General features: G+C 62.7%; 8 protein-coding genes. All 8 read right to left on the reverse strand.

Going from position 1 to position 14,514, the window contains the following annotated elements; all coding sequences use genetic code 11:
- Positions 1 to 1,302: HAMP domain-containing protein (locus TSA66_RS26065; protein WP_040042309.1), on the reverse strand; the 1,302-nt coding region annotated here is incomplete at its 3' end.
- Positions 1,303 to 1,397: 95 nt separating this feature from the next.
- Positions 1,398 to 3,656: a two-component system response regulator gene (locus tag TSA66_RS07125; protein ID WP_040039528.1), complete on the reverse strand. Its 2,259-nt coding sequence runs from the start codon at positions 3,654 to 3,656 to the stop codon at positions 1,398 to 1,400.
- 247 nt (positions 3,657 to 3,903) lie between these two features.
- Positions 3,904 to 5,979 carry a sensor domain-containing diguanylate cyclase gene (locus tag TSA66_RS25435; protein WP_052452169.1) on the reverse strand — a complete coding sequence of 692 codons (2,076 nt, stop codon included), beginning with the start codon at positions 5,977 to 5,979 and terminating at the stop codon, positions 3,904 to 3,906.
- A 250-nt stretch (positions 5,980 to 6,229) separates the two neighbouring features.
- Positions 6,230 to 8,116: a propionate--CoA ligase gene (locus tag TSA66_RS07135; protein ID WP_040039529.1), complete on the reverse strand. Its 1,887-nt coding sequence runs from the start codon at positions 8,114 to 8,116 to the stop codon at positions 6,230 to 6,232.
- Between the two features lie 172 nt (positions 8,117 to 8,288).
- Positions 8,289 to 9,479, reverse strand: coding sequence for a 2-methylaconitate cis-trans isomerase PrpF (prpF, locus tag TSA66_RS07140; protein WP_040039530.1), 1,191 nt, complete (start codon positions 9,477 to 9,479; stop codon positions 8,289 to 8,291).
- Positions 9,480 to 9,683: 204 nt separating this feature from the next.
- On the reverse strand, positions 9,684 to 12,287 hold the full coding sequence (acnD, locus tag TSA66_RS07145; protein WP_040039531.1) for a Fe/S-dependent 2-methylisocitrate dehydratase AcnD: 2,604 nt from the start codon (positions 12,285 to 12,287) through the stop codon (positions 9,684 to 9,686).
- Positions 12,288 to 12,357: 70 nt separating this feature from the next.
- Positions 12,358 to 13,509, reverse strand: a complete 1,152-nt coding sequence (gene prpC, locus TSA66_RS07150; protein WP_040039532.1) for a bifunctional 2-methylcitrate synthase/citrate synthase — start codon at positions 13,507 to 13,509, stop codon at positions 12,358 to 12,360.
- An 18-nt stretch (positions 13,510 to 13,527) separates the two neighbouring features.
- Positions 13,528 to 14,418, reverse strand: coding sequence for a methylisocitrate lyase (gene prpB / locus TSA66_RS07155; RefSeq protein WP_040039533.1), 891 nt, complete (start codon positions 14,416 to 14,418; stop codon positions 13,528 to 13,530).
- Positions 14,419 to 14,514: the final 96 nt, after the last annotated feature.

Genomic DNA, 14,514 nt, shown 5'->3' on the forward strand with positions numbered 1-14,514 from the left:
GACTTCTCCCGCAAAGCTGTTCAACTGGTCGACCATGATGTTGATCGTGTCCTTGAGCTGCAGCACCTCGCCCTTCACATCGACCGTGATCTTGCGCGAAAGGTCGCCTCTGGCCACGGCCGTGGTGACTTCAGCGATGTTGCGCACCTGGTTGGTCAGGTTGCTGCCCATGGCGTTGACGCTGTCGGTCAAGTCCTTCCACACGCCCGCCGCGCCCGGCACCACCGCTTGGCCGCCCAGCTTGCCGTCGGTGCCGACTTCGCGCGCAACCCGCGTGACCTCGCCGGCGAAGCTGTTGAGCTGGTCGACCATGATGTTGATCGTGTTCTTCAGCTGCAGGATCTCGCCCTTCACGTCGACCGTGATCTTGCGCGACAAGTCGCCCCTAGCCACCGCCGTGGTGACATCGGCGATGTTGCGCACCTGTCCGGTTAGGTTGCTCGCCATCAGATTGACATTGTCGGTCAGGTCCTTCCACACGCCCGATACGCCCTTGACCTGCGCCTGCCCGCCAAGCTTGCCCTCGGTGCCGACTTCGCGCGCCACCCGCGTGACTTCTCCCGCAAAGCTGTTCAACTGGTCGACCATGATGTTGATCGTGTCCTTCAGCTGCAGGATTTCCCCCTTCACATCGACCGTGATCTTGCGCGACAAGTCGCCCTTGGCGACCGCCGTGGTGACTTCGGCGATGTTGCGTACCTGCCCCGTGAGATTGATCGCCATCAGGTTGACGTTGTCGGTCAGGTCCTTCCATACCCCGGAGGTGCCGGTCACCTGCGCCTGTCCGCCCAGCTTGCCCTCGGTGCCGACTTCGCGCGCCACGCGCGTCACCTCGCTGGAAAAACTGTTCAGCTGGTCGAGCATGGTGTTGATGGTCTTGGCGTTCTTGAGGAATTCGCCTTTCAACGGCCGGCCTTCGACTTCCAGTTCCATGTCCTGGTCGAGCGCGCCGCGCGCCACCGCGCCGATCACCCGGCCGGAGTCGCGGATCGGCTGCACCAGGTTGTCGATCAGGGTGTTAATGGAGCGGACTTCCACGCCCCATGCGCCGCCTGCCTTTTCCGAGGAGATGCGCTGGCCGAGCTGGCCTTCCATGCCGACGACCTTGGAAACCTGTTCGATGTCCTTGGCGAGCTGTTCATTGGTGGCCACGATCTCGTTGAACGCGTCGGCGATCTTGCCGTCCATGCCCTCCCAGTGCAGCGGCAGGCGCACGCTGAAGTCGCCGTCGCGCACGGCGTTCAGCGCCTTGAGCAGCGCGCCGCGGTCCAGCGCCTCGGAGTCGAGATCATGTTCAAGAATGGCGCGGTCATGCGCGCGCCTCGCGTAGTTGCGCCGTTCATGCGTTACGGATTCCTGCGCCACGTCGTCCTCCTTCTGAATGAGTGATGGACTAGTCAGTGAAGATTGAATCGTCCGCGCTTGAGCATTTCCAGCGCTTCCTCGCTCGGCACCGGCTTGCTGAAATAATGGCCTTGCATCTCGTCGCAGCCATGCTCGATGAGAAATGCCATCTGGTCGGCCGTCTCCACGCCTTCCGCGATCACCGTCAGGTTCAGGCTGTGGGCGAGCGTGATGATGGCCGACACGATGGCAGCGTCGTCCGGGTCGGTCGCGATGTCGCGCACAAAGGCGGCATCGACCTTGAGTTTGTCGAGCGGGAAGCGCTTCAGATAGGCGAGCGATGAATAGCCGGTGCCGAAGTCGTCGACCGAAATCGACACCCCCAGGTCGCGAATCTGGTGCAGCGCCTGGATCGTCTTGGCCGGATCGGCCATCACCGCCGACTCGGTCAGCTCCGCTTCCAGCAGGCCTGGCGGGATGCCCGTTCTTTGCAACGCCGTTTGAATGTCGCGCATCAGGCTCGCCTGGTGAAACTGGCGCGCCGATACATTGACTGCGATCGGGCAGCACGTGGCGCCAGCCTCGATCCACTGTTTGATCTGTCTTGCCGCTTCATGCAGCGCCCACTTGCCGATCGGCTCGATGCGCCCGGTCTCCTCGGCGATCGGAATGAAGGTGCCGGGCGACATCCACTCTCCGTCCGGCTGCGGCCAGCGGATCAGCGCTTCGAAGCCACGCAGTTCCCCGTCGACCGCACTGATCTTGGGCTGGTAATACAGGACAAACTCGCCTTCCTGGATCGCGCGCTGCAGGGCGCTTCCGACGGCCAGCCGCTGGTCGGCGGCTTCATTCATCCTGGCCGCGAAAAAGGAATAGCGGCCGCGTCCTTCCTGCTTGGCGTGGTACATGGCGGTATCGGCATTGCGCAACAGTTCTTCCATGTTCTGCCCATCGTCGGGAAAGATCGCAATGCCGATGCTGGGCGACACCCGCAGCTCCCTGCCGCCGATCAGGCAGGGTTCGGCCACCGTGCGCACGATCTTGTTCGCCACCAGCGCCGCGTCCTGCACGTCATGCAGACCGGCCAGCAGCACCACGAACTCGTCGCCCGACAGGCGCGCCACGGTATCGCCTTCGCGCACGCAGCGGCCGAGGCGCTCCGCGACTTCCTGCAGCAGGCGGTCGCCGGACGCATGGCCGAGCGTGTCGTTGATGTCCTTGAAGCGGTCGAGATCAATGAACAGCACCGCGACCGGCGCATGCTGGCGGCCCAGGTTCGCCGTAGCCTGGCGCATGCGGTCTTCCAGCAGCAGGCGGTTGGGCAAGCCGGTGAGCGTATCGTGGAACGACTGGTGCAGGATGTACGCTTCCATTTCCTTGCGGTCGGTGATATCGCGCGACACCATCACCACCTGCGCCACCTTGCCGGCCGCATCGGGGATCACGCTGGCCTCCGATTCCAGGTGGCGCTCGCCGCGCTCGGGTACGAGCACCCGGTAGTGCAGGCGTGCATTCGTGCCGTCCCTGACCAATTGACGGAAGGCGTCGCGCAGCGGCTCCCGGTCGTCGGCATGCACGATGTCGAAATAGCTGCCTTCCCGTATCGCCTTGCCGAACGCCGCATGGTAGGACGGGCTGGCATACACCCAGGCGCCGGCGGCGTCGAGCAGCGACACAAAGTCGCCCGCATGCTGCGCGATCAGCCGCTCGATTTCGCGGCCCTGGGCGCCTTCTTCCACCGGCGCTGCCCCGTTGGCGACAGGCATTAGCTTCCGGCCGCCCGGGAAATACTCTCCGGCCTGCTTGCACGCGACAATCTCGGCACGCAGCGTTTCGTTCAGGCGCATCACTTGTTCCAGCTGCTGCTGCAGCTGGCGGTTCGTGGTTTCCAGGTCGGCATCGCTGCGTTCGCGCCGCTGGTTGGTTCTGGCAAGGTCGATGAACACTTGCACTTTGGACTTCAGCACCTCGGGCGCGACCGGCATGAACAGGTAATCGACCGCGCCCAGTTCATAGCCGGTAGCACGGTCGAGATCGGTGGCGCGGTGCGAGGTCAGGAAGATGATGGGGGTATATTTCGTGCGCGGGCGCTGCCGGATCAGGCGCGCCGTCTCGAAGCCGTCGAGGCCGGTCATCTTCACGTCGAGGATGATGACCGCGAACTCCTTCTTCAGCAGCAACATCAACGCCTCTTCGCCGGAAGCCGCCGTCTCGATCGCGGCATCGAGGTCGGTCAGGATGGTATGCAACGCAAAACGCGATCCCGGGTCGTCGTTGACAAGCAAGACTCGGATCTCATCAGTTTGAACCATGAATTGGTCTAGTCTAGAGGTGATTTGATCCACAGCCGGCCGCAGACGAATGACCAGGACGTGGAGGGTATAATACGGCATGTTCGGCACGACGCCGCCCCATGCACCGCGTCGCTCCCTGTCAAACCGATACCGCTCCCGCTTGGATGGGTAAAGGCAGGCGATGTTCCCAAAATGACACAACACACGTCCGCGGCTGCGCATTTCCGCCAGAAAAAACAAACCAGCCCCCTCCAGGTGCCCGCCTTTACGTACCCACCTTTCTTCCTGGCACCGACACTTCCTCGGCACCATAGGCTATGGTGCGATTGCGTGTATGTTTCGCTTGCATGAGCGCAATGTCAGCCGCGTGCAGGACTGCCTCCCAAGTGTCGCCATGCTCGGGGAAACAGGCGACGCCGAGCGAAATCGTGATTTGGCCGAGCGCCTGCCCATCCATCGTCACCCGCAGGTGGCGCGCGCTGTCGCGCAGCTTTTCCGCCAGATCCGCCGCATTGTGCAACGACGTCGCCGGAAGGATGATCGTGAATTCTTCGCCGCCGTAGCGGCATGCCAGGTCGCCGCCGCGCATTTGCCGCTGCAGCATCTTGCCGACTTCGCGCAGCAGGGTGTCGCCCGCGGCATGGCCGAAGGTATCGTTGAAGCGCTTGAAATGATCGATGTCGATCATGACGATCGCCACCGGCGACTTGGTGCGCCGCGCATTGCGCATCTCGCGGCTGAGCGACTCTTCCATGAAGCGTCGGTTGAACAGGCCGGTCAGACCGTCGCGCATGGCCTGCGCATGCAGCGTGTCGCGCAGGCGCAGGTTAGCCAGCGTCAGCGCCGTATGTTCGGCGGCCGCCTGCACCATCGGCTGCTCCCGCGAGCGGTTGCCGATCTTGTCGTTTTCGAGATGCAGCAAGCCGAGCATCTCCCCCTGCACCATCAATGGCACGCACACGTAATTGCCGGGCGGCGGATCCTGCACGTGGTGGCAGCGCGGCTGGTCGCCGCCGGCTTCGACCCGGTACATCTTCCCGCGCCGCACCGCCCAGCAATCCTGCGGCAGGAATTCGTTCATCGCGGCCGGATCGCCCCAGCGGGTCTTGGCTTCCAGGTGATCGCCGCTCGGATGCATCAGGTAAAGCATGCCCGGCTGGTCGGGAAACAGGCGCAGCGCGAACTGGCGCACGATCGCCAGCACCTCGTCCTGCGTCATGCACGCCTGCAGCGCGTCGTTCATTTCCTTCAGTTCGCGCAGCTCGTCGCCATGGCGCTGCAATTCGGCGACCCGGCTCTGGATGGACTGCGCCATGCTGTCGATGGCCGACGCCAGCAGGCCGACTTCGTCGCGGGTGCGCGCCACGCCGCTGCGCGCGCCGAAGTCGCCGTTGCGGATGCGGTCGCTGACACGGATCAGCGACTGCATTTTCCTGACCACGAGGCGATGGCTGCCGACCCATGCGATCCACAGCACCAGCAGCGACACCAACCCGAGATTGAGCATATTGGACCGAAACGCATTGCTCGCATCGGCATACGCCAGTGCGGCAGGAATGCCGATGGCCAGATACACGGTTTGTTTCGTCGTCCGGTGAATCTTCGCGAAGGCGAACAGGCGCGGCACGTCATCGGCGCCCTGCAGGTCGATCACGCCTTCCTCCTCGAGGCTGCCGCGCACGGTGCGCACGATCGGCGAATCGGCGATGCGCCTGGTGCCGCGCCAGCCCTGCGGGTCGGGATAGCGCGCCAGGACCAGGCCCGTGTCGTCGAACACGACGATGATCGAGTCGTGCGACAGCTGGACCGCCGGCGGCAGGGTCTCGAACTGCGACAGGCTGAGGGACGCGAACAGCACGGCGTCGACCCGCATCGCGTCCCCGGTGATCGGAACACCGAGGAACACCTGCGGCAGCAGGCTCGCCTCGTCGATTTGGTAGGGGCCGGCGCCGATATCATGCCGGGCCATGGTGTCGCTGAAAAAAGGCTGGCTCGCCACGTTGCTCTTGGCCCTGGAAGGGCCGGTCAGGCAGATCACGTCGCCGTTGGGACTGGCTAGACCGATCTCGGCGAATCTGGGAAACGTCGGCGCAAGCTCGCTGCGCAGCAGGTCGCAACGATGCGGCCCCGTTTTACGCAGGGACGACAGCTGGGCCATCGCCTTCAGTACGCCCTTCGCCTCCTCGATGGTCTGCGTATGACTGGCCTTCATCACGCGCACCAGCCGCAGCGCGGCCTCACGGACATTGCCCTTCTGCGCGACCGTCTGCTGATAGGAATTGAACACATACAACGCGAATGCCGGCGCCATGGCAAGCAGGATCAGCACGACGAGGCGCATCTTTAAATTGCCTCGAAAAAAGATTTCCACGGCGTCTAGCTCCCCTGTTGGCAAAAAATTATTGCCCGTCGGAGTTCGACCCGCTTGCAATTTCAAGCGTTCCGAAAAGATTGCTTTTTAATGAAATTATTTCCTCGTTGTATTGCGAGGCGACGCGGCGGGAATGCGTGCAAAAGGCGGGGGATAAAAGCGGGAAAACGGATGCGGCGGCGTTGAATACGCAGCCGCACCCGCGAGACGGATCGACGAATCAGGCGCCGAGGACCGATTTGATTTGCTGCAGTGAAGCCGGATCTTCGATCGTGGTCAGGTCGCCCGGATCGCGCCCTTCGCACAATGCCTGGATCGAGCGGCGCAACAGCTTGCCGGAACGCGTCTTCGGCAACAGCGACACGAAATGCACGCGCGCCGGGCGTGCCACCGCGCCGAGCTGCTTGTCGACCACGGCCATCACTTCCGCTTCCAGCGCCTTGCGGCCTTCCGGGGTGGATGCCGGCTCCGGGTTCTTCAGGATCGCGAACGCGACCGCCACCTGGCCCTTGAGCTTGTCTTCCACGCCGACCACGGCGACTTCCGATACGTTCGGATGGCTGGAGATGCTTTCCTCGATTTCGCGCGTGCCGAGTCTGTGGCCTGCCACATTGATCACGTCATCGGTGCGGCCGAGGATGAAGTAATAGCCGTCGGCGTCGCGGATGCCCCAGTCGAAGGTCGAATAGGCCGGCTCCTTGAAATTGGCCCAGTAGGTCTTGACGAAGCGCTCGTCGTCGCCATATACGGTTTGCATGCAGCCTGGGGGCAGCGGGCCGTCGATCACCACCACACCCTTTTCGTTCGGCTCGCATTCCGCGCCGGTCGATTCGTTCAGGACTTTCACCTTGTAGCCGAACATCGGCACGCCCGGGCTGCCGAGGCGCGTCGGCTTGTCTTCCACGCCCTTGGCGATCGACAGGATCGGCCAGCCGGTTTCGGTCTGCCAGTAATTGTCGATGATCGGCACGCCCAGCTCCGACGCAATCCATTGCGACGTCGGCTCGTCCAGCGGTTCGCCCGCGAGATACAGTGCCTTCAGTGACGACAGGTCGTACTTCTTCATGAATTCCGGCGGCTGCTTCTTGAGCACGCGCACCGCGGTCGGCGCCGAGAACATGCGCGTGACCTTGTATTTTTCGACAATGCTCCACCAGATACCGGCGTCGGGACGAATCGGCAGTCCTTCGTACATGATGGTCGCCATGCCGGCGATCAGCGGGCCGTACACGATGTACGAGTGCCCTACAACCCAGCCGATATCGGAGGTCGAGAAATAGGTTTCACCCGGATTGCCGCAGTAGATGTACTTCATCGACGCCGCCAGCGCGACGGCGTAGCCGCCGACATCGCGTTGCACGCCCTTGGGCTTGCCAGTCGTGCCCGACGTGTAGAGGATGTAGGACGGCTCGTTCGACTCCAGCCAAGTCACCGGCACGTTCGCCTGCATGTGCTGCTCGCGCATCGATGCATAGTCGACGTCCCGCGTCGGCACCATCGGCATGTCCACCAGCCCCCGGTTCACCATCAGCACGTGCGCCGGCTTGTGCTGCGCCAAGTTGATCGCCTCGTCCAGCAGCGGCTTGTAGGGCACGCTCTTGCCGCCGCGCGAGCCGGCGTCCGCCGACACGATCAGTGTCGGTTTCGCGTCATCGATGCGCGTGGCCAGGCTGTTCGAAGCGAAGCCGCCGAACACCACCGAGTGGATCGCGCCGATGCGCGCGCAGGCCAGCATCGCGAACGCCGCTTCCGCAATCATCGGCATGTAGATCAGCACGCGGTCGCCACGGCCTACGCCCAGCGCCTGCATGATCGCTGCCATGCGCATCACTTCGGTCTGCAGTTCCGCAAACGAATACACCTTCTCGCTGTTGGTCTCGGTCGAGATCGCGATCAGCGCGGGCTTGTCGCCCTGCTTGGCGGCCCAGCGGTCGACTGCGTTGTGGCACAGGTTGGTCTTGCCGCCAACGAACCATTTGGTGAATGGCGGCTTGGAATAATCGAGGACCTGGGAATACGGCTGTTGCCAGTCGATGGCCTTGGCCTCGTTGCCCCAGAAGGTCTGGGGATCGTTGACGGATTGCTGGTAAAAGTCTGCGTATTTCATGGCGTCTCCGACGTATGGATTATCTGTTCTGGGTGCACCGCGATGCGCACCGCTCTTGTCTATAGTGTCAAGTTTGGATAGAGCGACTTACAAACGACTTACTGGGTTTAAAAAAAAAGCGCATCGAGAAATATCGGTGCGCTTTTTCTTATTCATCATCAATTCATTGCTCTTAGAAAGCATCGCCAGGCACGCGTACCCAGCCTTCCATCAGCACCCGCGCGCTGCGGCTCATGATGGCCTTGGTCACGCTCCATTCGCCATTGACGCGGGTAGCTTCCGCGCCCACGCGCAAGGTGCCCGACGGATGGCCAAAGCGCACGGCATTACGTTCGCCGCCGCCTGCCGCCAGGTTGACCAGCGTGCCGGGAATCGCCGCGGCAGTACCGATGGCAACGGCAGCCGTGCCCATCATGGCGTGATGCAGCTTGCCCATCGAGAGCGCACGCACCAACAGGTCGATGTCCCCTGCCTTGACCTGCTTGCCGCTGGAGGAAACGTAGTCGGTTGGCTCAGCGACGAATGCCACCTTCGGCGTGTGCTGGCGCTTGGCGGCTTCATCGACGTTCTTGATGAGTCCCATGCGCAGCGCACCGTAGGCGCGGATCGTTTCGAACATCGCCAGCGCCTTGGCGTCGCCGTTGATATCGTCCTGCAGCTCGGTGCCCTTGTAGCCGATGGCGTCCGCATTCACGAAGATGGTCGGGATGCCGGCGTTGATCATCGTGGCTTTCAGCGTGCCGATGCCCGGCACGTCGAGATCATCGACCAGATTCCCGGTCGGGAACATCGCGCCGCCCGCGCCTTCTTCCTCGGCCGCCGGGTCCATGAATTCCAGCTGCACTTCGGCGGCGGGAAACGTGACGCCGTCGAGTTCGAAGTCGCCGGTTTCCTGCACCTGCCCGTTCGTCATCGGCACGTGGGCGATGATGGTCTTGCCGATGTTGGCTTGCCAGATGCGCACGGTCGCCGTCCCGTTTTGCGGGAGCCGGCCAGCATCGACCAGTCCGCTGCTGATGGCGAAAGAGCCAACGGCGGCGGACAGATTGCCGCAGTTTCCGCTCCAGTCGACGAACGGCTTGTCGATCGAGACCTGGCCAAACAGGTAATCGACGTCGTGATCAGCACGGCTGGACTTGGACAGGATGACCGTCTTGCTGGTGCTGGAAGTCGCGCCGCCCATGCCGTCGATCTGCTTGCCGTAAGGGTCGGGGCTGCCGATCACGCGCAAGAGCAGCTTGTCGCGCACTGCGCCCGGCACCTGTGCGGCCTCAGGCAAATCCTGCAGGCGGAAGAATACGCCTTTGCTGGTGCCGCCACGGATGTAGGTGGCGGGAATTTTGATTTGGGGTACGTGGGCCATGAGAATGGTTTCCTAGTAAAGCTTGGCAGCGCATCGCTGCGCCGCTGTTCAAACGGTTCCTGCAACGGGTTCAGAAGGCGCGTCGCCCCCATCGCCTGAAATAGCGGGGGACAACCGGGAGCGGGATGGGTGCAATGCGTGTTACAACACCCATCCCCTCGCTAACCCCTCCCCTTGTGGGGGAGACGAAAAAGAGCCTTGCGTTTAAGCTGCCTTCGCCGACGACGACGCGAGGAAGTCCTGCGCAAAGCGCTGCAGCACGCCGCCCGCTTCATAGATCGACACTTCTTCCGCGGTATCGAGACGGCAGGTCACCGGCACTTCCACGCGCTCGCCGTTCCTGCGGTTGATCACAAGAGTCAGGTCGCAACGCGGCTTGCGCTCGCCGACGACGTCGAAGGACTCGGTGCCGTCGATCTGCAGCGTCATGCGGTTAGTGCCCGGCTTGAATTCAAGCGGCAGCACGCCCATGCCGATCAGGTTGGTGCGGTGGATGCGCTCGAAGCCTTCGGCCACGATTGCTTCCACGCCTGCAAGACGCACGCCCTTGGCCGCCCAGTCGCGCGACGAACCCTGGCCGTAGTCGGCACCGGCGATGATGCACAGCGGCTGCTTGCGATCCATGTAGGTTTCGATCGCTTCCCACATGCGCATGACCTTGCCTTCGGGTTCCACGCGCGCCAGCGAGCCCGGCTTCACCTTGCCGTCGGCGTCGCGCACCATCTCGTTCTTCAAGGTCGGGTTGGCGAACGTCGCGCGTTGTGCGGTCAGGTGGTCGCCGCGGTGGGTCGCGTAGGAGTTGAAGTCTTCCTCTGGCAAGCCCATCTTCGCCAGGTATTCGCCGGCAGCGGAATTGGGCAGGATCGCATTGGACGGCGACAGGTGGTCGGTCGTGATGTTATCCGGCAGCACCGCCAGCGGACGCATGCCCGTCAAGGTGCGTTCGCCGGCCAGCGCGCCTTCCCAGTACGGCGGACGACGGATGTAGGTGGACATCGGGCGCCAGTTGTACAGGGGGCTGACCGATTCCGTGGACGCGACCCGCTGGTCGAACATCGGGATGTAGACCTTGTTGAACATCTCCGGCTTCACGCTGGCCTTGACGATCGCGTCGATCTCTTCATCCGACGGCCACAGGTCCTTCAACGTGATCGGCTTGCCGTTCGCGTCGGTGCCGAAGGAATCGCGCTCGATGTCGAAGCGCACCGTGCCGGCGATCGCGTAAGCCACGACCAGCGGCGGCGAGGCCAGGAAAGCCTGCTTCGCATACGGGTGGATGCGGCCGTCGAAGTTGCGGTTACCGGACAAAACAGCCGTCGCGTACAGGTCGCGGTCGATGATTTCCTGCTGAATCTTCGGATCGAGCGCGCCCGACATGCCGTTGCAAGTGGTGCAGGCAAAGGCGACGATGCCGAAGCCGAGCTTTTCCAGGTCCTCTGTCAGGCCGGCTTCGTCCAGGTACAGCTCAACGGCCTTGGAGCCGGGCGCCAGCGAGGTCTTGACCCAAGGCTTGCGGGTCAGGCCCATGCGGTTGGCGTTGCGCGCCAGCAGAGCAGCGGCAATCACGTTGCGCGGGTTCGAGGTATTGGTGCAGCTGGTGATGGCGGCAATGATGACCGCGCCATCCGGCATCTGGCCGGGGACTTCCTGCCACTTGCCGGCGATGCCCTTGGCTGCAAGGTCGGTCGTCGCCACGCGCGCATGCGGGTTGGACGGGCCGGCCATGTTGCGCACGACGGAGGACAGGTCGAACTTCAGCACGCGCTCATACTTCGCATTCTTCAGCGTGTCGGACCACAGGCCGGCTTCCTTGGCATAGGTCTCGACCAGCCTCACCTGTTCGGCCGAGCGGCCGGTAAGCGTCAGGTAGTCGAGCGTCTGCTGGTCGATCGAGAACAGCGCGGCAGTCGCGCCGTACTCCGGCGCCATGTTGGAAATGGTCGCGCGGTCGCCCAGCGTCAGCGAGGAAGCGCCTTCGCCGTAGAACTCGAGGTAGGCGCCGACCACCTTCGACTTGCGCAGGAATTCGGTGAGTGCGAGCACGATGTCGGTGGCGGTGATGCCCGGCTGGCGCTTGCCCGACAGCTCCACGCCGACGATTTCCGGCAGGCGCATCCAGGATGCGCGGCCCAGCATCACGTTCTCGGCTTCGAGGCCGCCCACGCCCACCGCGATCACTCCCAGCGCATCGACATGCGGCGTATGGCTGTCAGTGCCGACGCAGGTATCCGGATAGGCTACGCCGTCGATCGCGTGAATCACAGGCGACATCTTTTCCAGGTTGATCTGGTGCATGATGCCATTACCCGCCGGGATCACGTCCACGTTCTTGAACGCGTCCTTGGTCCATTCGATGAAGTGGAAGCGGTCTTCGTTGCGGCGATCCTCGATGGCGCGGTTCTTCGCAAAGGCATCCGGATCGAAGCCGCCGCATTCGACTGCGAGCGAATGGTCGACGATCAGCTGCACCGGCACCACCGGATTGACCTTGGCCGGGTCGCCGCCCTGGTCGGCAATCGCGTCGCGCAGGCCGGCGAGATCTACCAGCGCGGTCTGGCCGAGGATGTCGTGGCACACCACGCGCGCCGGGAACCAGGGGAAGTCGCGCTCGCGCTTGACCTCGATGAGCTGCTTCAGGCATTCAGCAAGGATCGCCGGGTCACAGCGGCGCACCAGGTTTTCGGCATGCACGCGGGAGGTATAAGGGAGCTTTTCCCAGGCGCCCTGCTGGATGGCCTCGACGGCGGCACGCGCATCGAAGTAATCCAGTTTGGTGCCCGGCAGGGGTTTGCGGTAGGCGGTGTTCATGGCTCAGTCAAGAAAGTGATATGCGTCAAGGAGAAGAGCCTGCGATGCAATCATCACAGGCTCCATGGCGTTACTTGCGCTTATTGATCGGAACAAACTTCAGATCTTCCGGGCCGACGTAGTTTGCGCTCGGGCGGATGATCTTGTTGTCGATGCGCTGCTCGATGATGTGCGCCGACCAGCCGGAGGTACGCGCGATCACGAACAGCGGCGTAAACATCGCGGTCGGCACGCCCATCATGTGGTATGAGACCGCGGAGAACCAGTCGAGGTTCGGGAACATCTTCTTGATTTCCCACATCACCGATTCCAGACGCTCGGCGATGTCGAACATCTTCATCGAGCCGGCTTCCTTGGACAGCTTGCGTGCGACTTCCTTGATCACCTTGTTGCGCGGGTCGGACACGGTATAGACCGGATGGCCGAAGCCGATCACCACTTCCTTGTTCTCGACGCGCTTGCGGATATCGGCTTCCGCCTCGTCCGGATTGTCGTAGCGCTTCTGGATCTCGAACGCGACTTCATTGGCGCCGCCATGCTTCGGGCCGCGCAGCGCGCCGATGGCGCCGGTGATGGCGGAATACATGTCGGAGCCGGTGCCGGCGATCACGCGGCCGGTGAAGGTCGACGCATTGAACTCGTGCTCGGCGTACAGGATCAGCGAAGTATGCATTGCGCGAACCCACAGTTCGGACGGCTTTTCGCCATGCAGCAGGTGCAGGAAATGGCCGCCGATCGAATCGTCGTCGGTTTCCACTTCGATGCGGTTGCCGTTATGGCTGTAGTGATACCAGTACAGCAGCATCGATCCGAACGACGCCATCAGGCGGTCGGCGATATCGCGCGCACCCGGCGTGTTGTGGTCGTCCTTCTCCGGCAGCACGCAGCCCAGCGCCGATGCGCCGGTGCGCATCACGTCCATCGGGTGCGACGAAGCCGGCAGCCACTCCAGCGCGGCCTTCACGTTGGCAGGCAGGCCGCGCAGCGCTTTCAGCTTGGCCTTGTAGGCGCGCAGTTCGGCAGGCGTCGGCAGCTTGCCGTGCACCAGCAGGTGCGCCACTTCCTCGAATTCGCATTCGTCGGCGATGTCGAGAATGTCATAGCCGCGGTAATGCAGATCGTTGCCGGTGCGGCCGACCGTGCACAGTGCGGTATTCCCTGCGGTTACGCCGGACAGCGCAACGGATTTCTTCGGCTTGAAGCCAGCTTGTTGTTCGCTCATCAATATCTCCTGACAGATTTATTTCGATTTTTGTTGCGCAAACAGCGCATCCAGTTTTTGCTCGAACTCATGGTAGTTGATGCGATCGTACAGTTCCATGCGCGTCTGCATGGTATCGACCACATTCTTTTGCGTGCCGTCACGGCGGATGGCGTTATAGACGTTCTCGGCCGCCTTGTTCATGGCGCGGAAGGCCGACAGCGGATACAGCACCAAGCCCACATTCACGCTCTTGAGTTCCTCGACGGTGTACAGCGGTGTTGCGCCGAACTCGGTAATGTTGGCCAACACCGGCACCTTCACTGCGTCTGCGAAGGTTTTGTACATGTCGAGCTGGGTAATCGCTTCCGGGAAAATCATGTCCGCGCCGGCTTCCACGCAGGCTTGCGCGCGCTCCAGCGCCGCTTCCAGCCCTTCGACGGCGAGCGCATCGGTGCGCGCCATGATCACGAAATTCTCGTCGGTACGTGCATCGACCGCCGCCTTGATGCGGTCGACCATTTCCTGCTTGCTCACGATTTCCTTGTTCGGACGATGACCGCAGCGCTTGGCGCCAACCTGGTCTTCGATATGGATCGCGGCCGCGCCGAACTTGATCATCGACTTCACGGTGCGCGCCACGTTGAACGCGGACGAGCCGAAGCCGGTATCGACGTCCACCAGCAGCGGCACGTCGCACACATCGGTAATGCGGCGCACGTCAGTGAGCACGTCATCGAGATTGGAAATGCCAAGGTCGGGCAAGCCGAGCGAGCCGGCTGCAACGCCGCCGCCGGACAGGTAAATCGCGCGGTAGCCGGCGCGCTTGGCCAAGAGAGCGTGATTGGCGTTGATCGCGCCGACCACCTGCAGCGGCGATTCTTCTTTGACGGCCTTGCGGAAAGCGGCGCCTGCGGAATAAAGACTCATGTCGTCACCTTGTGTGGACTGTTTCATTGAGAGAAGCTGTCCCTGTTATTGCAATCGCCGTGCCATTCGGTAACGGCATAGCTTGCTTCCTCGCCC

Origin of the sequence: Noviherbaspirillum autotrophicum, assembly GCF_000818395.1 — a bacterium.
Taxonomy (GTDB): Bacteria; Pseudomonadota; Gammaproteobacteria; order Burkholderiales; family Burkholderiaceae_D; genus Noviherbaspirillum; species Noviherbaspirillum autotrophicum.

What these genes read in the sequence shown, in the direction of transcription:
- prpB (WP_040039533.1), bottom strand. Translation starts at nt 14,418, where the DNA reads ATGAGTCTTTATTCCGCAGGCGCCGCTTTCCGCAAGGCCGTCAAAGAA.
- prpC (WP_040039532.1), bottom strand. Translation starts at nt 13,509, where the DNA reads ATGAGCGAACAACAAGCTGGCTTCAAGCCGAAGAAATCCGTTGCGCTG.
- TSA66_RS07125 (WP_040039528.1), bottom strand. Translation starts at nt 3,656, where the DNA reads ATGGTTCAAACTGATGAGATCCGAGTCTTGCTTGTCAACGACGACCCG.
- prpF (WP_040039530.1), bottom strand. Translation starts at nt 9,479, where the DNA reads ATGGCCCACGTACCCCAAATCAAAATTCCCGCCACCTACATCCGTGGC.
- TSA66_RS07135 (WP_040039529.1), bottom strand. Translation starts at nt 8,116, where the DNA reads ATGAAATACGCAGACTTTTACCAGCAATCCGTCAACGATCCCCAGACC.
- TSA66_RS25435 (WP_052452169.1), bottom strand. Translation starts at nt 5,979, where the DNA reads ATGCGCCTCGTCGTGCTGATCCTGCTTGCCATGGCGCCGGCATTCGCG.
- acnD (WP_040039531.1), bottom strand. Translation starts at nt 12,287, where the DNA reads ATGAACACCGCCTACCGCAAACCCCTGCCGGGCACCAAACTGGATTAC.